Genomic DNA, 20,766 nt, shown 5'->3' with positions numbered 1-20,766 from the left:
TTCGAGCTTCGAGCTTCGAGCTTCGAGCTTCGAGCTTCGAGCTTCGAGCTTCGAGCTTCGAGCTTCGAGCTTCGAGCTTCGAGCTTCGAGCTTCGAGCTTCGAAGCCATCGCTATAGATCGAGACACAGACTTCCCCATGACCCAGCCCGACCCATCGATTCAGGACGAGGCGGCGCGTCTGCGCGCCGAACTCGAGGACGCCAACTACCGCTACTACGTGCTGGACGAGCCGCGCATGACCGACGCCGACTACGATCGTCGGCTGCGCCGCCTGCAGGAGCTCGAGGCCGCCCATCCCGAGCTGGTGACCCCCGACTCGCCGACCCAGCGGGTCGGCGCCGCCCCCGCCGAGGGGTTTCCCGAGGTGGCCCATGCGGTGCCCATGCTGTCGCTGGACAACGCCTTCGACGAGGATGAGCTTTCGGCCTTCGTCAAGCGGGTGGCCGACCGCCTGGAGGCCGATGCCGACGGCCTGGCCTTCTGCTGCGAGCCCAAGCTCGACGGCGCGGCGGTGTCGCTGGTCTACGAGCGGGGCCGGCTGGCCGCCGGCGTGACCCGGGGCGACGGCCGCACCGGCGAGGGCATCACCTCCAACCTCAAGACCCTGAAGTCGGTTCCCCTGAGCCTGCGCGGGACGGCATGGCCGGATCGGCTGGAGGTGCGCGGCGAGGTCACCATGCGCCACGCCGAGTTCGAGGCCATGAACGCCCGGGCCCGGGAAGCCGACACCAAGGTCTTCGCCAACCCCCGCAACGCCGCCGCCGGCAGCCTGCGCCAGCTGGATCCGCGCGTCACCGCCACCCGGCCGCTGGAGTTCACCGCCTACCAGCTGGTCCGCCAGGACATGGCGAGCCTCGCCGACATCGATATCCCGACCCATAGCGAGCAGATGGCGTTGCTGCGCGAGTGGGGGTTCCGGGTCAATGCCGAACTCGAGGTGGTGTCGGGCGCCGAGGGGGTGATCGACTACTGCCGGCGGCTGGGTGAGAAGCGCGACGCGCTGGGCTATGACATCGACGGCGCGGTGATCAAGGTCGACGACCTGCGCCTGCAACGGGAGCTGGGCTTCGTGGCCCGGGCGCCGCGCTGGGCGATCGCCTTCAAGTTCCCCGCCCAGGAGCAGGTCACCCGGCTCAATGACGTCGAGTTCCAGGTCGGCCGCACCGGCGCCATCACCCCGGTGGCGCGCCTCGAGCCGGTCTCGGTGGCCGGCGTCACGGTCTCCAACGCCACCCTGCACAACGCCGACGAGATCGAGCGGCTCGGCGTGAAGATCGGCGACACCGTGGCCATCCGCCGCGCCGGCGACGTCATCCCCCAGGTGGTGCGCGTCCAGCTCGACGAGCGTCCCGACGATGCCCGGGAGATCGTCTTTCCGGAGCGCTGTCCGGTCTGCGACTCGCAGATCGAGCGTCTGGAGGACGAGGCCGTGGCGCGCTGCTCCGGCGGGCTCTACTGCGCGGCCCAGCGCAAGGAGGCGCTCAAGCACTTCGCCAGCCGCCGGGCGCTGGACATCGAGGGGCTGGGCGAGAAGCTGATCGACGGGCTCGTCGAGCGCGACTGGGTCAAGACCCCGGCGGACCTGTTCGCCCTCGAGGCCGAGCGCCTCGCCGAGCTGCCGCGCATGGGGCAGAAGTCCTCGGAGAACCTGGTGGCGGCCCTGGAGAAGGCCAAGGCGACGACCCTGGCGCGCTTCATCTATGCCCTGGGCATCCGCGAGGTGGGCGAGGCCACCGCCGCCAACCTGGCTCGCCACTTCGGCACCCTGGAGGCGCTGATGGGCGCCGAGCGCGAGGCGCTGGAGGCGGTGGACGACGTGGGACCGATCGTCGCCGCCCACCTGCACACCTTCTTCCGCCAGCCGCACAACCGCGAGACGATCCAGGCGCTGATCGAGGCCGGGGTTCGCTGGGAGGAGGCCGAGGTCGAGGCCGGCCCCACCCCGCTGGCGGGCCAGACCTGGGTGCTGACCGGCACCCTGGAGAGCATGACCCGGGACCAGGGCAAGGCGCGCCTGCAGGCGCTGGGCGCCAAGGTGTCGGGCAGCGTCTCGAAGAAGACCGCCTGCCTGGTGGCCGGCGAGGCCGCCGGCAGCAAGCTGACCAAGGCCGAGCAGCTCGGCGTCGAGGTCATCGACGAGGCGACCTTCATCGAGCGCCTGGCGAGCTGGGAAAGCGGCCAGACGCCACAGGCCATGCAGGAGGACGACGCATGATGGGCGATCGCTTTATCGAGGTGCCCTATCGCATGCTGCCGGGGGAGACGCTGGACGGCCTGCTGGAGGCCTTCGTCACCCGCCAGGGCTATGACACCACCGACACCGGCGAGGGCATGGGCGGCTGGGTCGCCGAGCTCAAGCGCCAGCTGGAGCGCGGCGAGCTGATCATCGCCCATGACCTGCGCACCGAGACCACCGAGGTGATGACCCTGGCCCAGTGGCGGGCCTTCGGCCGCGACCTGGCCGACGACGAGGAAGGCTAGCCGCCGCCGCGGATCAGGTCGCGGATCAGCCGGCGCCCGGGATGCAGGTGGTCGACCAGCGGCAGTTCCAGCGGCAGGGGCTCGTCGCAGATCCGCGAGGCCAGCAGCTCGGCGCACAGCGGCGCGCTGGCCAGCCCCCGGGAACCGTGGGCGGCGTTGATCCACAGCCCGGGATGATGGCGGCCGGGGATCGCCGGCACCCGGGTGGCGTCCTTGGCCAGCGCCGCGTAGTCGCGCCGCCAGGCCTCGGCATCGGGCACCGGGCCGGCATAGGGCGTCTTGTCGGGGCTGGCGGCGCGCACCGCGGCGCGACCGGCGAGGCGCGACGGGGCGAGGTCCGCGCCCCGTTCGGCCAGGGCGGCGGCATAGCCCGGCAGGGTGCGCTCGAGCTCCGCCAGGTTGGCGCGGTGATCCGCCTCGCGCACCTCGGCGTCGCGTTCGTGGGGCACGAAGCTGGCGCCGAAGGTCAGGGTGCCGTCCAGCGGCGGCATCACGTAGCCACCGGCGCACACCACCCGGGCCGGGGCGGGCGCGCCTTCGGGCAGGGCCAGCCGCGAGACCTGGCCGCGGACCGCCTGCAGGGGCAGGGCGTCGGCCGGGGCGAGGTCGGCCGCGCCGGTCGCCGCGGCGATCACCACCTGGTCGACGTCGAGCCCCTGGGTGCCGGTCTCGTCCGCCACCTCGAGGCGCCAGCCGTCCCCGGCGGGCGCCAGCCCGCAGACCTCGCCGAGGCGCAGGCGCACGCCCTCGGTCTCCGCCAGCCGGCGGCACAGGGCATCCGGGCGCACCCAGCCCGCCAGCGGATAGTCCAGGCCGCCGTGTGCCAGCGTCAGCCCGGCCAGCCGGCTGGCGGCCTCCGCGGTCACCGGCCGCACCAGCGTCTCCGGCAGCGGGTGGTTGGCCAGGAAGCGCGCCTGCCGCCGCGCCTCGCGCTCGTCGGTGGCCAGCTGCAGCACCCCGCAGGGCGACCACAGGCGCCGCTCGGGGTCGAGGTGCTGCAGCCAGCGGCGGCTGAACAGCAGCCCCGCCAGGTAGGCCCGGCTCTGCAGGTTGGTCTCGGCGGCGAGCTTGACGTAGAGGGCGCCCTGGGCGTTGCCGGAGGCCCCGGCGCCGGGGCCCTGGCGGTCGAGCAGCGTCACCTCGAGACCGCGCCGGGCCAGGGCGGCCGCCGTGGCCGCGCCGGCGATCCCCGCGCCGATCACCGCCACCCGGCGGGCCGGCCGGGGCGCGGGCGGCGTGAACCAGGGCGTGGCCCGGCGGCGCTCGTCCGCCGGTGGCGCGGCGATCTCGCCGGCCAGCATCTCGCGCTTGCGGCCGAAGCCCGGCACCTTGCGCCAGGCGAACCCGGCGGCCTTGAGGCCGCGCTTGACCACCCCGGCGCAGGTGAAGGTGGCGAAGGTGGCGCCGGGCCGCGAGCGCGCGGCCATGGCCTGGAACAGCTCGGGCCGCCACATCTCGGGGTTCCTGGCCGGGGCGAAGCCGTCCAGCAGCCAGGCGTCGACCCGGCCGTCGAGCCGTCGCAGGCGTTCCTCGGTGTCGCCGAAGTGCAGGTCCAGGGTCACCCGGGTGTCGAGCCACAGGCGATGCACGCCGGCCACCGGCTCCGGCCACTGGGCGAGCAGCGCCGCGGCCCGGTCGGCCAGGTCCGGCCAGGCGGCCAGCGCCCGGGCCAGGTCGTCGTGGGCGAGCGGATACCTCTCGGTGGACACCAGGTGAAGCCGGGCGCCGGCCGGCGCCTGGGCGTCGAAGCAGGCCCAGGTGCAGAGCATGTTGAGGCCGGTGCCGAAGCCGGTCTCACCGACCACGAAGGGGCGCGCCTCGGTCCAGGCCCGGAAGCGCTCGGGCAGCCGGTTGGCCGCCAGGAAGACGTGCTCGGTCTCGGCGCGGCCGTCGTGGCGCGAGAAGTAGACGTCGTCGAAGGCGGTCGAATGGGGCGCGGACTCGCCGGCCGCGTCCGGGCGCCAGTCGAGGCGGGCGGGCTCCAGTCCGGCCAACGGGGGCAGGGCGTCATCGGCGGTCAAGGTGGGCTCCGGGAATCCAGGTTGGTCAATCTTTGATCGCTGGCGCCGCGGGGCCTGCCTCACTGGGCTGGCGGAAGGGGTCCGCGGCGTTTCAACAATGTTATCCACAGATGCTGTGGGAAACCCCGCGGTGGATAACTCGGGGCCGGCCGCATGCGGATCGCGCGCCGAGCCGCGTCGGCGTCCGGTTCGGCCGGCGGAGGAGGGCGGGCCTGTCAGGCCGCCGGGGCATGCCCCGCGCTCGCGGGGCCCTAGGGCAGGACCTTCTTGAAGGGCTTGACCGTCACCCGGGCGTAGACCCCGGCGATGACGTAGGGGTCGGCGTCGGCCCAGGCCTGGGCGCTGGCGAGGTCGTCGAACTCGGCGATCACCAGGCTGCCGGTGAAGCCGGCCTCGCCCGGGTTCTCGCTGTCCACGGCGGGATGCGGGCCGGCCATGACCAGGCGACCCTCGTCGCGCAGCTGCTCGAGTCGGGCCAGGTGGTCGGGGCGGGCGGCCAGGCGCCGCTCCAGGCTGTCGTTCACATCTTCACTGATGATGGCGTAGAGCATCTTGGCAAGTCCTCGGGCTGGGGCGGTGGGCTCGGTTGACCGGGGTGGGGCGGGCGAGCACCATGGTCACTATTCTGACAAAGTCACCTGCCGGCGTCATGCCAATGACAGCACTCCCCGTGCGCTTCGAGGGCGAGCCCCTCACCATCGACCTGCACATGCACTCCACCGCCTCCGACGGCGCCCTGTCCCCCGAGGCGGTGGTGGCGCTGTGCGCCGAGCGCGGCCTGACCCACATGGCGCTCACCGACCATGACACCATGGACGGCGTGGCGGCGGCCCTGGAGGCCGGCGAGGCGACGGGGGTGCGCGTGCTGCCGGCCACCGAGCTGTCCACCCAGTGGCGCGGCATCAATCTCCATGTGGTGGGGCTTTTGCCCGACGGCGCCGGCCCCCGGCTGACGGCCGGCCTGGCCGCCCAGGCCGAGGCCCGGGAGCGCCGGGCGGCGACCATCGCCGCGCGCCTCGAGAAGGTCGGCCTGGAAGACGCCCTGGCCCGGGCCCGGGAACAGGCCGGCTCGGATCGCCCCCTGGGGCGCCCCGACTTCGCCCGGGCGCTGGTGGCGGCGGGGCTGGTGCCCGACATGGGCGCGGCCTTCGCCAAGTACCTCGGCAACGGCAAGCTCGGCGACATCAAGGCCCACTGGCCCTACCTGTCCGAGGCGGTGGCCTGGATCCTCGACGCCGGCGGGGTGGCGACGCTGGCGCACCCGCTGCGCCACAAGCTGACCCGGCGCAAGCGCGGCCTGCTGCTCGACGACTTCCGGGAGGCCGGCGGCCAGGCCGTCGAGCTGATCAGCGGCTTCCAGAATCCCGATGTCACCCGCGACCTGGCGCGCCAGCTCCAGGAACGGGAGCTCCTGGCCTCGCTGGGCAGCGACTTCCACTTCCCCGGCGGCCACCTCGCCCCGGGCAGCATGAGTCCGGTGCCGCGCACCGCGGTGGCCCCGGTGTGGACCCATCCGCGCCTGGCCGCCTGGTGCGGGCTGGCGCCGGCGGCCTGAGGGCCGCCTTCGAACACCCAGAACAGGGAGTGCCCATGAGCCAGTTCTTCCAGATCCACCCCGAGAATCCCCAGAAGCGCCTCATCGACCGGGCGGTGCAGATCATCCACAAGGGGGGCGTGATCGCCTATCCCACCGATTCCGGCTATGCCCTGGGCTGCCACCTGGGCGACAAGAAGGCGGTGGAGCGCATCAAGTGGCTGCGCGCCCTGGACGACAAGCACAACTTCACCCTGGTCTGCTCGGACCTCTCCGAGATCGGCACCTATGCCAAGGTCGACAACGACGTCTTCCGCCTGCTCAAGGCCCACACCCCGGGCCCCTACACCTTCATCCTCCAGGCCACCACCGAGGTGCCGCGCCTGCTGCTGCACCCCAAGCGGCGCTCGATCGGCGTGCGCGTGCCCGATCACCACATCACCCGGGCCCTGCTGGCCGCCCTGGGCGAGCCGCTGATGAGCGTGACCCTGATCCCGGTGGAGGAGAGCCTGCCGATGACCGACGCCGACGAGATCCGCGCGCGCTTCGGGGCTCACCTGGACCTGGTGATCGACGGCGGGGCCTGCCAGCTCGAGCCCACCACCGTGGTCGACCTGCGCGAGCTGCCGCCCCGGCTGCTGCGCGAGGGGCGCGGCGACACGGCCCCCTTCACCGGCTAGGGACCCTCAGCCCTCCCGAGCCCCGGCAGGCCACAGGCCTGGCCGGGGTTTTTTTGTGGCCGCGGGCTCGCCGCATCGTTATTTGAATGCCCAATAAAAATAAAATATGATCCTTTGGTCCCTTTTCGATAACAAGGCGTCATCCATCGGCACGCGCCGATCGGCAACGCCCCCTCAAGGAGATCGCCCCATGACGATGTCACGCTCCCGCCACGCCCTCGGCGCCGCCGTCCTCGCCGCTATCGGCGCCCTGCCGATGGCCGGCCAGGCCGTCGCCGACGACAGCATGATCTGCGCCCAGGCCGCCTATGCCATGGGCCTGCGCTATCAGCAGCAGTCCGCCGAGGTCGCCGCGCTGCAGCGTCAGGGCTTCGCCCTCGCCACCTATCGGCTGGAGGAGCAGCTCGAGGCCCACGGCGCGGATGCCGACCTGGCCATCATCACCGACCTGGACGAGACGGTGCTGGACAACAGCGCCCTGCTGGCGCGCGACATGGCCGAATGCCACGACTACACCACCTGGGATACCTGGAAGCACTGGGAGCGCGAGGGCGAGCCGCGGCTGATCCCCGGCGCCGCCGACTTCCTCGATTACGCCGACGCCCAGGGCGTGGCCATCTACTATGTCTCCGATCGCTACCAGGAGAACGAGGCCGACACCATCGCCACCCTGGAGGCCCTGGGCCTGCCGCAGGTCTCGGAGGAAAGCGTCAAGCTGCTGGGGCCGGCCAAGGCCGAGCGGCGCGCCGATGTGGTCGCCGACCACACCCTGGTGATGCAGCTCGGCGACTCGCTGCATGACTTCGACGGCGCCTTCGCCGACGCCGATCTCGCCGAGCAGCGCCGCCTCGTCGAGGAGCAGGGCGCGCGCTTCGGCCAGGACTGGATCGTCTTCCCCAACGCCACCTACGGCGACTGGAGCGAGGCCGAGCTGGACGCCTGGGCCGCGCCGCTCGAGGTCGAGTAAGGCGTCGCCGCCGCCGGGCGGCCGCCGTCTCCGCGACGCCCCGGGTCAGGCCCGGGGCGTCGTCGTGTCGTCGTCCCCCTGTCGGGGATCCGGGGTGTCCTCGTCGAGCCAGGTGCCGCAGCGCAGGCAGTAGCGGGCGTTCTTCTCATGGCGGTCGTAGCCGCAGCCGGGGCAGGCCTCATCGGAGTAGCGATCGGCGCGGATCGAGCGGATCACCTCGGCGGAGAACACCCCGGTGGGCACGGCGATGATCGAATAGCCGATCAGCATCACCATCACCGAGATGGCCTGGCCCAGCGGCGTGACCGGCGTGATGTCGCCGTAGCCCACCGTGGTCAGGGTGACCACGGCCCAGTAGATGGCGGTGGGAATGCTGGTGAAGCCGGCCTCGGCGGGTTCGATCAGGTAGACCAGCGAGGCGAAGATGGTCACCAGCATGAAGACGGTGAACAGGAACAGGAAGATCTGGTGGCTGCTGCGCACTAGGGCGCCGATCAGCAGCCGCCCCTCGCCGACGAACTCCATCAGCCGCAGCACCCGGAAGATGCGCAGGGTACGCAGCAGGCGCACCACCACCAGCGACTGGGCGCCGGGCAGCACCAGCGCCAGCCAGGTGGGCAGGATGGCCACCAGGTCGATGATGCCGTAGAAGCTGCGCAGGTACTGCCAGGGGCGCTCCAGGCAGTAGAGGCGCACCGCCAGCTCCAGGGTGAACAGCAGCGTGAAGCCCCACTCGAGCCGGTAGAACCAGGCGCCGTGGTCGGCGCGCAGTCCGGGGATGCTCTCCAGCATCACCACCAGCACGCTGGTCAGGATCGCCCCGATCAGCGCGATGTCGAAGCCCTTGGCCAGCGGGGTGTCGGACTCGAAGATGATCTGGAAGACCCGGGTGCGCAGGCCCTCTCCGGCAGGCTTGAGGTGGTTCACGGCAGTGTCCTTGTGAGGCGGGCGGTCAGCCCAGGTCGACCGCGCCGGGCAGGCGGCCGGCCAGGGCCAGCAGGCGGCGCCCGAAGGCCTCGGTCAGCCAATGACGGTCCTCCAGGGCCCGGGCCAGCTCGCCGGCCGTCGCGCCGAGGTCGTCGTCGCGGTCCTCGGCCAGCCGCCGGAAGGCCTCCCGGGCGGCGTCCCGGAAGCCATCGTCGTCGGTATCGGCCAGGGCGTCCAGGGCCACCACGGCGCGGTGCAGCCAGGCGCTGGCCGGGCCGCCCTCGGGCAGCGTCCAGCGGTCGGCCAGCAGGGCGCCGGCCCGGGCGGCCTTGCTGGTGTCGGAGGGGCGCAGCGGCACGTCCGCGGCCAGGCTCTCGGCCAGCGCCTGCACCGCCGCCGGAGCGCCGTCCTTGAGCTCCAGCTCCAGCTCGCGGATCGGCACCGTGCGGTCTCCGGCGCGGATCTCGCCCAGGTCCAGGGCCACCTCGATGGCCGCGTCGTCGTCCCCCAGCCACCAGCGCTCGCGCACGAAGTCGGTGGTGAAGCGCGGCGCCAGGCGGGCCAGCACGCCCTCGCCGAGCGCCTGCACGGGCGGCAGGTCGGCCAGGCGGGCGAGGTCCAGTCCCGGGCCCATGACCTCCCACTCCCACTCGCCGCGGGTCGACAACCCCCCGCCGCCCTGGCCGCCGGTCTTCAGGGTCTGGATCAGGCGGCCGTCGTCGTGGCGAAGGCGCAGTGCCATGCGGGCGGCCTGCAGGTCGCCCCCCGGGGTGTCGAAGTAGGTGTTGCCCAGCCGGGAGATGCGGGGTGTCAGGCCGGCGAGCCGGAAGTGCCGGCGCAGCGCGTCGGGGCCGGTGGGGCCCAGGGCCAGCTTGAGCTCGATCTCGTTTGCCATTCGGTGGCCGCCTCGTGTCGGTTTCGTGACGTTTAGGTGATTTTTTCATGACGGCGGCGTGGCCAGTCTCTATACTGTCGCCGCCATTTCCCAGTGCCCAGATGCCCCATGGTGACATCCAATCCCTTCTCGGCGATGTTCGGTCGCTCGCCATTCCAGCCGTTGCTGGCTCATATCGTCAAGGTCAACGATTGCGCCGAGGCCCTGCTGCCGTTCTTCGAGGCCACCCTCCAGGGGAACTGGCAGGAAGCCGGCGAGCATCGCGAGACCATCACGCGACTCGAGCACGAGGCCGACGAGCTCAAGACCGAGCTGCGCCTGAACCTGCCCAATACCATGTTCCTGCCGGTATCGCGCTCCGATCTGCTGGACCTGATCAGCGTCCAGGACAAGATCGCCAACAAGGCGCGCGACATCACCGGCATCATGCTCGGCCGCAGCATGCAGGTGCCGGCGGAGCTGGCGCAGCCCATGCGCGACTACATGCGGACCTCGGTGGCCTGCGTGGGCCAGGCCCGCGAGGCCCTGGAAGAGCTCAAGGACCTGCTCGAGTCCGGCTTCGGCCGCAACGTCTCCGACGTGATGCAGAAGATGATCCGCGAGCTGCACGTCCTGGAACAGCAGGCCGACGACCAGCAGATCGCCATCCGCCGCCAGCTCTTCGAGCTGGAGGATCGCCTGCCGCCGGTCGAGGTGATGTTCCTCTACAAGATCATCGACTGGGTCGGTGAGCTGTCCGATCGCGCCGAGCGCGTCGGCAGCCGCCTTCAGATCATGACGGCCAACTGAGCGGGATCGCCCGCCCCATCAACCGCCACCTTCTGACCGCTACAAGGGACACCGTCCTATGTCGATCATCGCGCAACACGGCGACATCTTCATCCTGCTGGCCTGTGCCTTCGGCCTCTTCATGGCCTGGGGCGTGGGGGCCAACGACGTGGCCAACGCCATGGGCACCTCGGTGGGCTCCAAGGCCATCACCATCAAGCAGGCGATCCTGATCGCCGTCGTCTTCGAGTTCCTCGGCGCCTGGCTGGCCGGCGGCGAGGTGACCAACACCATCCGCAAGGGCATCATCGACCCGGCCCTGCTGCAGGATGACCCCCAGCTGCTGGTCTACGGCATGCTGGCGGCGCTGCTGGCCGCCGCCACCTGGCTGCTGATCGCCTCCATGCGCGGCTGGCCGGTCTCCACCACCCACTCCATCGTCGGCGCCATCGTCGGCTTCGCCATGGCCGGCCTGGGCCTCGAGGCCATCGGCTGGAGCAAGGTCGGCCAGATCGCCGCCAGCTGGGTGGTCTCGCCGCTGATGGCCGGCTCCATCGCCTTCATGCTGTTCAAGTCCGTGCAGCACCTGATCTTCGAGAGCCGGGATCCCTTCGCCGCCGCCAAGCGCTACGTGCCGATGTATGTCTTCCTGGTCGGCTTTATCGTCGCCATGGTGACCTTCACCAAGGGCCTCAAGCATGTCGGCCTGGAGCTCGGCTTCGGCGCCAGCCTGCTCTACTCGATCCTGGTGGGCCTGGGCCTGATGCTGCTGGGCGGCCTGCTCGAGCGCCGGGTGGACCCCCAGAAGCGCCAGGACGACGCCTTCGGCTTCGGCGGCGTGGAGCGGGTGTTCGGCGTGCTGATGCTGTTCACCGCCTGCGCCATGGCCTTCGCCCATGGCTCCAACGACGTGGCCAACGCCGTGGGCCCGCTGGCCGCGGTGATCAACGTGGTCAACAACGGCGGCGAGATCGGCGGCGAGGCCCTGGTGTCCTGGTGGGTGCTGGTGCTGGGCGGCGGCGGCATCGTCATCGGCCTGGTCACCTACGGCCACAAGGTCATCGCCACCGTGGGCACCGGCATCACCGAGCTGACGCCGAGCCGCGGCTTCGCCGCCACCCTGGCCGCCGCCACCACGGTGGTGCTGGCCTCCGGCACCGGCCTGCCGATCTCCACCACCCAGACCCTGGTCGGCGCGGTGCTCGGCGTGGGCCTGGCCCGGGGCATGGCGGCGCTGAACCTGCGGGTCATCGGCACCATCGTGATGTCCTGGCTGATCACCCTGCCGGCCGGCGCCGGCCTGGCGATCATGTTCTTCTTCATGTTCAAGGGGATGTTCGGATAAGAGGGACGAGGTTCGAGGTTCGAGGTGAACAAGCCCGATGCCTCGAGTGCTCGCTGTCCAGGCAGGCTCCCGCTTGCCTGGACGGGCTGGCACACACCCTCCCGTGAACCGAACTGTCGGGGTGGCATTCAATGGTGGCCGCCCCTCGCCCCTCGCCCCTCGCCCCTCGCCCCTCGCTTCCTCACGCCTTTCCCCCCTCGGGAGTGCCGCCGTTTTCGTCCGTCTGATATAGTCGATCTCATCCGACCTTTCCCACTCGCTGCCGGAGCGCGGCCTTGGACACACGTTTTCCCTTCGTCGACTGGTTTCGCAACTCCTCCCCGTATATCAACGCCCATCGGGGACGCACCTTCGTCATCCTGATCGAGGGCGACGCCGTGAGCGAGGGGCGAGGGGAGCAGCTCATCCAGGACCTGGCGCTGCTGCACACCCTGGGCGTGCGCCTGGTGGTGGTGCTGGGCATTCGGCCCCAGGTCCAGGGCGTCATGGCCGCGGACGGCATCGCCCCGCGCCGCCATCAGGGGCGCTGGGTGGCCGACGAGGCGATCATGAGCCGCGTGGAGCGCATCGCCGCCGAGCAGCGCCTGTGGCTGGAGGCGCGGCTGTCGCTGGGCCTGCCCAACACGCCCCTGCACGGCGTGGAGATGACGGTGGTGTCCGGCAACCTGGTGATGGCCAAGCCGCTGGGCGTGCGCGACGGCGTCGACTTCGATCGCAGCGGCGAGGTGCGCCGCGTCCGTGACACGGCCATTCGCGGCCTGCTGGATCAGGGCTCGCTGGTGCTGCTGCCCCCGCTGGGCTACTCCAGCACCGGCGAGGTCTTCGACCTGGACGCCGCCGAGGTGGCCCGGCACACCGCCACGGCGCTCGAGGCCGACAAGCTGATCCTGCTGGGCGAGGCCTGCGGCCTGCTCGACGAGGCCGGGCGCCTGCAGCGCCAGCTGGCGCCGGCCGAGGCCGAGCCGCGGCTGGCCGAGGCCGAGCCGGGCAGCGAGCTGGCGCGCCACCTGGGCGCGGCCTGCGCCGCCGCCCGCCACGGCGTGGCGCGCACCCATCTGCTGTCTTGGCAGGACCATGACGCCCTGCTGGGGGAGCTGTTCACCCGCGACGGCGTGGGCACCATGATCACCCAGCACCGCTACGAGCAGCTGCGCCGGGCCGAGATCGGCGACGTGGGCGGGCTGCTGGAGCTGCTCGAGCCCCTGGAGCGCCGCGGCATGCTGGTGCCCCGATCCCGGGAGCGCCTGGAGTACGAGATCGACGACTATGTGGTCATCGAGCGGGACGGCATGGTGATCGGCTGCGCCGCCCTGCACACCTTCGGCGAGGCCCGCATGGGCGAGCTGGCCTGCGTGGCCGTGCATGGCGACTACCGCGGCGGCGCCCGGGGCGACCGCCTGCTGGGCGAGGTCGAGCGCCGTGCCCGGGGGCGGGGGCTCTCGGCCCTGTTCGCGCTGACCACCCATACCGCCCACTGGTTCTTCGAACACGGCTTTCGCCTGGCCGCGATCGACGACCTGCCCCCCCTCAAGCGCGACACCTACAACCACGCTCGCCAGTCGAAGATCCTGGTCAAGCCCATCGCCTGAGCCGGGCGTCGCCGTTCGGCATCGTCCGGCGCGCCGGCTGTCGCCGCATGGCGACGCTCCAACCTTCTGTTATGAAAGCGTTTTCTCTATCTGGGTGCGGCGGCTGTCGTCGATCGGCGACGAAATCGGCGCCGTGGGGCGGCGGCGTTGGCGCCTCGACGCCTCCTTGGCCTTCGCCTTATTATTTAACTATCTGTTTTTATTGAATTGATATGGGTTTTGGCACGCTCCTGGCATTAGTCAGGGCGAGCAAACGGAAGCGGTTCTAACGGCTCGAATCGCTTTTCCGGTCGCCGGGAGGCTCGACAACACACTGCCCTGTGCCCCTGGCCTCGAGGCGACCGGCGTCTGCTCCAGCGATGTGTGACTTTAGGTTGCGATGAGACGGTACCGACCAACGTCAGGGACGTGTACCGAGAGGGCAAGGATGCCCTGGCAAGGATGCCTCTCCCCCGCCAGGGGGACGAATCGCGCGACCACGCCGCGGGCGGGGTCGCCAGGATCGAAGCCGGGCGGTTCGCCGCCCGAGGGAGTGCCCCGCCTGGCAGCGTCCGGGGCGCCCACCGCTTCGCGGGCCGCGAGGCCCAGGGGAAGGATGCACGAACGGCGGACCAGGCCGACGCTCGATCGCTCTTGCCCACCCTTCAGTTCCCTGCGTATTGGGCCGGCTCTGCCGGCCCTTTTTTTTGCTTGTCGCGCCATGCCCCGCAGCGGGGTGGCATGGCGAACTCTGGTATCCTCGGGCGTAGACGATGGTGGTTCCCTACTCATTCCTCGACAGAACGCTGGCCATGACCTCTGCCGTTTCCCGCCGCTGGCGCCCCCGCTCCCTGCTGCAGCTGGTGCTGCTGGCCTTCCTGATGGTGATGCTGCCGCTGGCGGTGTTGATGTTCCAGGCCGGCCAGGCGCTCTCCGAGCTCTCGCGCCTGGCCGAGCAGAGCGCCCGGGAGGCGGTGCAGGAGACCCGGCGCGCCCGCACCCTGGGGGCGCTGGCCCTGGAGATGGAGCGCGGCGCGCGCCAGTATGCGGTGGTCGAGCGCGAGAGCCTGCTGGCGATCTTCGACGATCGCCTGGCCGAGTTTCGCCGGCTGCTGGCCCGCCAGCGAGAGCTGCTGCCCGACGATCCCGACGTCGAGGCGTTGTCCGGGCTGCTCGACCGGCTGGCCGAACTGCCCGAGCTGCCCATGGAGGCGTTCGAGGCGCGCCTGGGCGACTTCCTGCCGTTCGCCCGGCACACCGAGGCCATGCGACATGCCACCAATCGGCGCATCGACGAGCGACTGGACGCCATCCGCGCCCAGGCCGAGGCCGTGCAGCATCGCCTGTGGTGGCAGACCGCGGCCCTGGTCTCGGCGAGCCTGGTGCTGATGCTGCTGTTCTCCCGGCTGATCGTGCGGCCGGTGCGCCAGCTCGAGCGTCGCATCCTGGGCATCGGCAGCGGCGGCCCGCCGGCGCGGGGGGCGCCGGTCCAGGGGCCCGCCGAGCTGGTGCGCCTGGACGAGCGCCTGGACTGGCTGGCCTCGCGGCTCGACGAGCTGGAAGAGCAGAAACAGCAGTTCCTGCGCCACATGTCCCACGAGCTCAAGACGCCGCTGGCCAGCGTGCGCGAGGGCTCGGCCCTGCTGAGCGACGGGGTGGCCGGCGAGCTCAGCGACCACCAGCGCGAGATCCTCGAGCTGATCGACGCCAGCGGCAGCGAGCTGCAGCAGCTCATCGAGCAACTGCTCGACTACAACCTGCTGCAGCACAACCGCCGGCTGGAGACCGAGCGCCTGGATATCGCCACCGTGGTCAAGGAAGTGCTGGCCAAGCATCGGCTGTCGCTGCAGCAGAAGGGCATGGCGGTGACCTGCTTCGACGGCCCCCTGAGCTGGTGGGCCGACCGCACCGCCACCGGCCATATCCTCGACAACCTGATCTCCAACGCCATCGCCTACGGGGAAGACGGCGGCGAACTCGAGGTCCGCGCGCGCGTCGAAGACGACTGGCTGTTGCTCGAGGTGGCCAACAGCGGCGAGCCGATTCCCGAGGAGGACCGCCCGCGGCTGTTCGAGGCCTTCTACCAGGGCCGCATCCGCCGCAAGGGCGCGCTCAAGGGCTCCGGGATCGGCCTGTCCGTGGCCGCCGACTGCGCCCGCCTGCAGCACGGCAGCCTGGCGCTGGTCGACGACCCGCGGCTGGCCGTGTGCTTTCGCCTGGCGCTGCCGCGGCCGGCCGACGACGACGATACCCCCGACCCCGTTGCCGCCCTGGCGGCACACGACGCAAGGAAGGACTGACATGATCCTACGCCCCCTGATGCTGTGCCTGGCCGCGGCCTGGCTGGCCGGCTGCCAGTGGCTGCCGGAGCGGCTGACCGGCCAGGCACCTCGGGAGCCGGTGGTGCAGGAGGCCACGGCCGGCGCCTGCTACGCCGAGATCCCCGACTTCGGCGCCGATGCCTGCCTGCTGCCCGACTGGGTGGCCTTCGGCCTGGCGTCCCAGCGCGGCGACCGCGCCTGGCGCCAGGAGATGCTCGAACGCCTGGCCGGCGAGGCCACCGAACGCCGCCTGGCCCGCGCCGTAGCCCTGGCCTGGGGCAGCGAGCGCCAGTGGGACCAGGCCTCCGAGCTGTTCAAGGCCGACCTGCACGCGGCCCCGGCGCGGCTGCAGCCGCTGCTGCGCTACTGGCTCAACGAGGTGGAAGGGCGCCGGGGACTGAACCGGCGGCTGGTCGACAGCCGGCAGGCCCGCCAGGCCCTGGCCGACGAGAAGGCCGCCCTGGCCGAGAAGCTGGATGCCCTGACCGACATCGAGCGCAACATCAACTCGCGACAGCAGACCGAGTAACGCGGGAGAGACCACATGATTTCGAGCGCACGCCCCCACGCCGCCGGCCAGGGAGCCCATATCCTGCTGGTGGACGACGACCCCAGCCTGCTCAAGCTGCTGGGCATGCGCCTGGAGAGCCGGGGCTATCGCGTCACCACCGCGGAGAGCGGGCGCGAGGCCCTCAAGCGCCTCGACGCCGGGCACCCGGACCTGGTGCTCTCGGACATGCGCATGGACGAGATGGACGGCCTGGCGCTGTTCCAGGAGATCCAGCGCCGCCTGCCGGGCCTGCCGGTGATCATCCTCACCGCCCACGGCTCGATACCCGATGCCGTGAGCGCCACCCGCCAGGGGGTCTTCGGCTTTTTGACCAAGCCGGTGGACCGCGAGGAACTGTTCGCCACCATCGACGAGGCCCTGGCCCAGACCACCGCCGCCGGGGATGGCGACGACGGCTGGCGCGAGGCGATCATCACCCGCAGCCCCGAGATGGAGCGCCTCCTCGAGCAGGCCCGGATGGTGGCCACCTCGGACGTCAGCGTGCTGGTCACCGGGCCCTCGGGCTCCGGCAAGGAGCTGATGGCCGAGGCCATCCACAAGGCCAGCCGCCGCGCCGACAAGCCCTTCGTGGCCATCAACTGCGGCGCGCTGCCCGAGCAGCTGCTGGAGAGCGAGCTGTTCGGCCACGCCAAGGGCGCCTTCACCGGCGCGGTCAGCGAGCATCGCGGGCTCTTCCAGGCCGCCGACGGCGGCACCCTGTTCCTCGACGAGATCGGCGACATGCCGCTGCCGCTGCAGGTCAAGCTGCTGCGCGCCCTGCAGGAGCGCCAGATCCGCCCGCTCGGCTCCACCACCTCGATCCCGGTGGACGTGCGGCTGATCTCGGCCACCCACCGCGACCTGAGCCAGGCCATGCACGAGGGCGAGTTCCGCGAGGACCTCTTCTACCGGCTCAACGTGGTCAACCTCAAGCTGCCGCCGCTGAAGGAGCGCGCCGAGGACGTGCCGCTGCTGGCCAAGCACCTGGTGGCCCAGGCCGCGGAGCGCCACAAGCCCTTCGTCAAGGGCTTCTCCCGAGAGGCGCTGAACCTGCTGGCGTCGAGCGCCTGGCCCGGCAACGTGCGCCAGCTGGTCAACGTGGTGGAGCAGTGCGTGGCCCTGACCAGCGCGCCGATGATCCCCGAGGCGCTGGTGGCCCAGGCCCTGGCCGCCGAGGAGAATGCCCTGCCGACCTTCAACGACGCCCGGGCCGGCTTCGAGCGCAGCTACCTGATCAAGGTGCTCAAGATCACCGAGGGCAACGTCACCCAGGCGGCGCGCATCGCCGGGCGCAACCGCACCGACTTCTACAAGCTGCTGGCGCGCCACGAGCTCGAGCCCTCGACCTTCAAGCCGAACGCCACGCCCAGCCAGGCCTCTTGAGGCGGCGCCGGGGCGCGCGGAGCCGCCGTCAGTCGGCGGCATCCCCGTCGGGCAGTACCTCCAGCGCCAGCCGCCCCTCGCCGAGCCGCGCCGCCAGGCGCTCGCCGGGTCGGGTGTCCGCCGCCCGGCGGACCACCCGGCCCGCGTCGTTCTCGAGGATCGCGTAGCCGCGACCCAGCACCGCCAGCGGGCTGACCGCCTGCAGCTCGCGGCTCACGGCGGCCAGGCGCTCGCGGTGGCGGGTCAGCTCCCGGGGCATGGCCTGCTGCAGCCGCTGGCGGGCCCGGGCCAGGCGCGCCTCGGCCTCGACCAGGCGCTGGCCGGGGGCGCGCCGCGCCAGGCGCCGGGCGAGCCGGTCCTGGTGGCGTCGCTCGGTGGCCAGGCGCGCCGCCATGGCGCGCTGCAGGCGGCCGTCCAGCTGTTCCAGCTGGCGGCGCCGAAAGGCCAGCACCTCGCCGGGATGGCGCAGCCGCGCGCGCAGGTGATCCAGGCGCTGGGCCTCGGTGTCGAGCCGGGCGCGCTGGGCGCGGGCCAGCCGCCGCTCCAGGTCCCGCAGGCGCTGCAGCAGCTCGCGGCGATCGGGCACCAGCTGCTCCGCCGCCGCCGAGGGCGTCGGCGCCCGGCGGTCGGCGGCGAAGTCGGCCAGGGTCACGTCCACCTCGTGGCCCACCGCCGACATCACCGGCAGCCGGGAATGCAGGATCGCTCGCGCCAGGTGCTCGTCGTTGAAGGCCCACAGATCCTCCAGGCTGCCGCCGCCGCGGGTGACCAGGATGGCGTCGCGCCCCGGGTCCAGCGCCGACTGGCGGTTGAGCAGGCCCAGGGCGGCGATCATCGCCGGCGCCGCCTCGCGACCCTGCACCGGCACCGGGATCAGCGTCACCCGGACGAGCGGCCAGCGCGCACCGAGCACGGCCAGCACGTCGCGGATCGCCGCCCCGGTGGGCGAGGTCAGCACCAGCAGGTGGCGCGGCGGGCAGGGCAGCGCCCGGGCATTGGCGAACACCCCCTCGGCGTCGAGCCTGGCCTTGAGCCGCTCGAAGGCCGCCAGCAGCTCACCTTCCCCCGCCGCCTGCACCGCCTCGGCGATCAGCTGGTAGTCCCCGCGGGGCTCGAACAGCGACACCCGGCCGCGCACCTTGACCCGATCGCCGTCGCGCAGCGGCGCGGCGACGAAGCGCGCCCGGGTGCGGAACAGCGCGCAGCGCAGCTGGGCGCGCTCGTCCTTGAGGGTGAAGTAGACATGCCCCGAGGCGGGCCGCGAGACCCCGGACAGCTCGCCCTCCACCCAGACCTCGCCTAGGTCCTGCTCCAGCGCCTGGCGGGCACGGCGATTGAGATCGCTGACGGAAAGGGCGGTGGCGTCGCGGGTCGGCATGGGAGCTCCTCGTGGGGCTGGGCGGCGCCCGGTACTGTAGCCGACCGCGCGGGGCGCGACTACGCTCAGGGTACTGTCGCCGTCATTCCTGTGGATCAGCTCGCGCCTCATGCCAGCGAAGGAGGGCCGTCATGTCGGGACTGCGTGCACCCCAGCTCGGGCCGATCGTCGGCCACACCGCCCATGACCGCTGCCGGCTCTGGATCCGCGGCCACGCGCCCCGCGACGAGGGGGCGCGTCTCGGCGCCGAGATGCGCACCCTGGGGCTGCTGGCGGTGGTCGACGAGCGCGGCCGGCCGCGGCACGACGCCGTCAGCGGCGAGCCCTGGGCCTACTACTTCCGCCTGCATCGCGAGTTCGACCGCACCGGCACCTTCCTGCTCGGCCAGTCCGGGGCCCTCGGCGGGCGGGGCGGCCCGGGCCCCTTCCCGCTGGAAGCGGACACCGAGTACCGGGTGCGGGTCGCGACCCTCACCGTGGACGACCCGCTGCCGGACGCCGAGTCGCTCGAGGATGCCGACCTGGCCGATCGCCTGCCGCCCATCGCCACCATGGCCGCGCTGCTGGCCGACCTGGCGCCGCAAGACTGCGAGGCGCGCTTTCGCACCTTCCCCGATCCCGCCGCCGGCCCGGCGCAGACGCTCGACTTCCTGATCGGCTCCTGCCGCTATCCCGGGCTGCTGTGGAAGGTCAAGGAGGCGGATCGCATCTTCGCGCCCATGGCCGGGCATTTCCGGCACCAGGGCGGGCGCCGCCCGGCGCGCTTCACGCTGATGATGGGCGACCAGATCTACGCCGACAAATTCAACCGCCATCTGCCCCTGGGGCGCGCCGACACCTTCGAGGAGATGCAGGCCCGCTATCACGAGGCCTTCGGCGCCCCCAACATGCGCCGGCTGCTGCGCCAGGCGCCGGTCTACATGATCCTCGACGACCACGAGATCGAGGACAACTGGAGCCAGGACCGGCTGCGCGACAACCACCACCTGTTCAACATCGCCATCGGCGCCTACATGAGCTACCAGTGGAGCCACGGCCCGCGTAGCTTCGGCCGCCGGCTCTACTACCGCTTCGAGTGCGGCGGCTACCCCTTCTTCGTGGTCGACACCCGCACCCAGCGCTATCGCCAGCGGGCCGGGCTCCAGGACAACCACCTGCTGGGCCGGCCGACCATCGACCCGGCCCATCCCGGCCAGCTCGACCGGCTGCTGGCCTGGCTCGGCGAGCAGCAGCGCGAGCGCGGCAACGTGCCCAAGTTCCTGGTCACCTCCAGCGTCTTCGCCCCCAGCCCCATCGACGAGCGCCTCGGCCACGAGCATCGCGAGGAGCCCGAACGCCAGCGGCTGGCGGCCAACCTCGAGCGGCGCGAGGCCAGCGACAGCTGGCCGGCCTACCCGCGCACCCGCCAGGCGATCCTCCAGCACATCCACGATCACGGCATCCAGAACGTGATCTTCCTGAGCGGCGACGTGCACTGCGCCAACATCGCCCGGCTGAGCTTCGCGGACGAGGAGAGCGACCGGGGCCTGGTGGCCTACGACGTCACCGCCTCGGCGCTCTACTGGCCCTTCCCCTTCGCCGACGGCGACCCCAACGGCTTCGTCCACGACTCCCGCCAGGCCGAGCAGTACGACGGCTTCCCGCTGGAGGGCGGGGACGGCGGCCGCGGCGGGCCGGTGGTGCACTACCGCGCCTGGGGCTTCAGCCAGGAGGACAACTTCTGCCGCCTGGAGCTCGACAAGGAGCGGCATCGGCTGCGGGTCCGGGTGCTGGGCTCGGATGGCGAGCCGGTGACGGTGACCGACGCCGAGGGCCGCTCGGTGCGGGCCAACGACCTGCCCCTGGCGCCCTGGGACTAGCAGCCTGTCGGGGTTGGTCGATCGTCACGGGAAGCACGGATTTCGAGTCAAGCTCATCGATCGAGGCGAACAGCCCGCTATTTAACGA

The 20,766-nt window shown here is 71.7% G+C and carries 17 protein-coding genes; 12 read left to right on the top strand and 5 right to left on the bottom strand.

Annotated features, from left to right (window positions below):
* Positions 1-137: 137 nt before the first annotated feature.
* Positions 138-2,216, top strand: a complete 2,079-nt coding sequence (ligA, locus tag QC818_RS08245) for an NAD-dependent DNA ligase LigA (RefSeq protein ID WP_309652360.1) — start codon at positions 138-140, stop codon at positions 2,214-2,216.
* Positions 2,216-2,482, top strand: coding sequence for a YheU family protein (locus QC818_RS08240; protein WP_309652367.1), 267 nt, complete (start codon positions 2,216-2,218; stop codon positions 2,480-2,482). The genes ligA and QC818_RS08240 overlap by 1 nt, the downstream gene beginning before the upstream one ends.
* On the opposite strand, the gene mnmC is transcribed toward QC818_RS08240, so the two are convergent.
* Positions 2,479-4,503, bottom strand: coding sequence for a bifunctional tRNA (5-methylaminomethyl-2-thiouridine)(34)-methyltransferase MnmD/FAD-dependent 5-carboxymethylaminomethyl-2-thiouridine(34) oxidoreductase MnmC (gene mnmC / locus QC818_RS08235; RefSeq protein WP_374710064.1), 2,025 nt, complete (start codon positions 4,501-4,503; stop codon positions 2,479-2,481). The genes QC818_RS08240 and mnmC overlap by 4 nt on opposite strands.
* 251 nt (positions 4,504-4,754) lie before the next feature.
* Positions 4,755-5,054 carry a YciI family protein gene (locus QC818_RS08230; protein WP_309652359.1) on the bottom strand — a complete coding sequence of 100 codons (300 nt, stop codon included), beginning with the start codon at positions 5,052-5,054 and terminating at the stop codon, positions 4,755-4,757.
* Between the two features lie 98 nt (positions 5,055-5,152).
* Here QC818_RS08230 and QC818_RS08225 point away from each other — a divergent pair, with 98 nt between their 5' ends.
* The 3 genes from QC818_RS08225 to QC818_RS08215 all read left to right on the top strand — a co-directional run bounded on the left by QC818_RS08225 (position 5,153) and on the right by QC818_RS08215 (position 7,684).
* A complete protein-coding gene (locus QC818_RS08225; RefSeq protein ID WP_309652358.1) occupies positions 5,153-6,058 on the top strand; it encodes a PHP domain-containing protein in 906 nt (301 codons plus the stop codon).
* Positions 6,059-6,093: 35 nt separating this feature from the next.
* Positions 6,094-6,717, top strand: coding sequence for an L-threonylcarbamoyladenylate synthase (locus QC818_RS08220; protein WP_309652357.1), 624 nt, complete (start codon positions 6,094-6,096; stop codon positions 6,715-6,717).
* A 190-nt stretch (positions 6,718-6,907) separates the two neighbouring features.
* On the top strand, positions 6,908-7,684 hold the full coding sequence (locus QC818_RS08215; RefSeq protein WP_309652356.1) for a 5'-nucleotidase, lipoprotein e(P4) family: 777 nt from the start codon (positions 6,908-6,910) through the stop codon (positions 7,682-7,684).
* 45 nt (positions 7,685-7,729) lie between these two features.
* Here the strand turns inward: QC818_RS08215 and QC818_RS08210 are convergent, their stop codons facing one another.
* Positions 7,730-8,611 (bottom strand): ion transporter, encoded by an 882-nt coding sequence (locus tag QC818_RS08210; RefSeq protein WP_309652355.1) that lies wholly within the window; start codon positions 8,609-8,611, stop codon positions 7,730-7,732.
* Positions 8,612-8,636: 25 nt separating this feature from the next.
* On the bottom strand, positions 8,637-9,506 hold the full coding sequence (locus QC818_RS08205; protein WP_309652354.1) for a CYTH domain-containing protein: 870 nt from the start codon (positions 9,504-9,506) through the stop codon (positions 8,637-8,639).
* A 108-nt stretch (positions 9,507-9,614) separates the two neighbouring features.
* Between QC818_RS08205 and QC818_RS08200 the strand changes: the two genes are divergently transcribed.
* From QC818_RS08200 to glrR, 6 genes are all read left to right on the top strand, one after another.
* Positions 9,615-10,295 carry a TIGR00153 family protein gene (locus QC818_RS08200; protein WP_309652353.1) on the top strand — a complete coding sequence of 227 codons (681 nt, stop codon included), beginning with the start codon at positions 9,615-9,617 and terminating at the stop codon, positions 10,293-10,295.
* A gap of 58 nt (positions 10,296-10,353) precedes the next feature.
* A complete protein-coding gene (locus QC818_RS08195) occupies positions 10,354-11,619 on the top strand; it encodes an inorganic phosphate transporter (protein ID WP_309652352.1) in 1,266 nt (421 codons plus the stop codon).
* Between the two features lie 275 nt (positions 11,620-11,894).
* Positions 11,895-13,208, top strand: a complete 1,314-nt coding sequence (argA, locus tag QC818_RS08190) for an amino-acid N-acetyltransferase (protein ID WP_309652351.1) — start codon at positions 11,895-11,897, stop codon at positions 13,206-13,208.
* 791 nt (positions 13,209-13,999) lie between these two features.
* Positions 14,000-15,487 (top strand): sensor histidine kinase, encoded by a 1,488-nt coding sequence (locus QC818_RS08185; RefSeq protein ID WP_309652350.1) that lies wholly within the window; start codon positions 14,000-14,002, stop codon positions 15,485-15,487.
* 1 nt (position 15,488) lies between these two features.
* Positions 15,489-16,037: a hypothetical protein gene (locus tag QC818_RS08180; protein ID WP_309652349.1), complete on the top strand. Its 549-nt coding sequence runs from the start codon at positions 15,489-15,491 to the stop codon at positions 16,035-16,037.
* Between the two features lie 15 nt (positions 16,038-16,052).
* Entirely contained in the window at positions 16,053-17,441 is a 1,389-nt protein-coding gene (gene glrR / locus QC818_RS08175; RefSeq protein WP_309652348.1) for a two-component system response regulator GlrR, read from the top strand.
* 28 nt (positions 17,442-17,469) lie between these two features.
* Here the strand turns inward: glrR and xseA are convergent, their stop codons facing one another.
* Positions 17,470-18,819, bottom strand: a complete 1,350-nt coding sequence (gene xseA / locus QC818_RS08170; protein WP_309652347.1) for an exodeoxyribonuclease VII large subunit — start codon at positions 18,817-18,819, stop codon at positions 17,470-17,472.
* A gap of 131 nt (positions 18,820-18,950) precedes the next feature.
* Between xseA and QC818_RS08165 the strand changes: the two genes are divergently transcribed.
* Positions 18,951-20,678: an alkaline phosphatase D family protein gene (locus QC818_RS08165; RefSeq protein WP_309652346.1), complete on the top strand. Its 1,728-nt coding sequence runs from the start codon at positions 18,951-18,953 to the stop codon at positions 20,676-20,678.
* Positions 20,679-20,766 lie beyond the last annotated feature (88 nt).

Origin of the sequence: Halomonas koreensis (assembly GCF_031451675.1) — a bacterium.
Lineage (GTDB): Bacteria > Pseudomonadota > Gammaproteobacteria > Pseudomonadales > Halomonadaceae > Halomonas > Halomonas koreensis.
Note: the sequence above shows the minus strand (reverse complement) of the source record. Positions and strands in the feature narration are given on the sequence as shown.

What these genes read in the sequence shown, in the direction of transcription:
- ligA (WP_309652360.1), top strand. Translation starts at nt 138, where the DNA reads ATGACCCAGCCCGACCCATCGATTCAGGACGAGGCGGCGCGTCTGCGC.
- QC818_RS08240 (WP_309652367.1), top strand. Translation starts at nt 2,216, where the DNA reads ATGGGCGATCGCTTTATCGAGGTGCCCTATCGCATGCTGCCGGGGGAG.
- QC818_RS08230 (WP_309652359.1), bottom strand. Translation starts at nt 5,054, where the DNA reads ATGCTCTACGCCATCATCAGTGAAGATGTGAACGACAGCCTGGAGCGG.
- QC818_RS08225 (WP_309652358.1), top strand. Translation starts at nt 5,153, where the DNA reads ATGCCAATGACAGCACTCCCCGTGCGCTTCGAGGGCGAGCCCCTCACC.
- QC818_RS08220 (WP_309652357.1), top strand. Translation starts at nt 6,094, where the DNA reads ATGAGCCAGTTCTTCCAGATCCACCCCGAGAATCCCCAGAAGCGCCTC.
- QC818_RS08215 (WP_309652356.1), top strand. Translation starts at nt 6,908, where the DNA reads ATGACGATGTCACGCTCCCGCCACGCCCTCGGCGCCGCCGTCCTCGCC.
- QC818_RS08205 (WP_309652354.1), bottom strand. Translation starts at nt 9,506, where the DNA reads ATGGCAAACGAGATCGAGCTCAAGCTGGCCCTGGGCCCCACCGGCCCC.
- QC818_RS08200 (WP_309652353.1), top strand. Translation starts at nt 9,615, where the DNA reads ATGGTGACATCCAATCCCTTCTCGGCGATGTTCGGTCGCTCGCCATTC.
- QC818_RS08195 (WP_309652352.1), top strand. Translation starts at nt 10,354, where the DNA reads ATGTCGATCATCGCGCAACACGGCGACATCTTCATCCTGCTGGCCTGT.
- QC818_RS08185 (WP_309652350.1), top strand. Translation starts at nt 14,000, where the DNA reads ATGACCTCTGCCGTTTCCCGCCGCTGGCGCCCCCGCTCCCTGCTGCAG.
- QC818_RS08180 (WP_309652349.1), top strand. Translation starts at nt 15,489, where the DNA reads ATGATCCTACGCCCCCTGATGCTGTGCCTGGCCGCGGCCTGGCTGGCC.
- glrR (WP_309652348.1), top strand. Translation starts at nt 16,053, where the DNA reads ATGATTTCGAGCGCACGCCCCCACGCCGCCGGCCAGGGAGCCCATATC.
- xseA (WP_309652347.1), bottom strand. Translation starts at nt 18,819, where the DNA reads ATGCCGACCCGCGACGCCACCGCCCTTTCCGTCAGCGATCTCAATCGC.
- QC818_RS08165 (WP_309652346.1), top strand. Translation starts at nt 18,951, where the DNA reads ATGTCGGGACTGCGTGCACCCCAGCTCGGGCCGATCGTCGGCCACACC.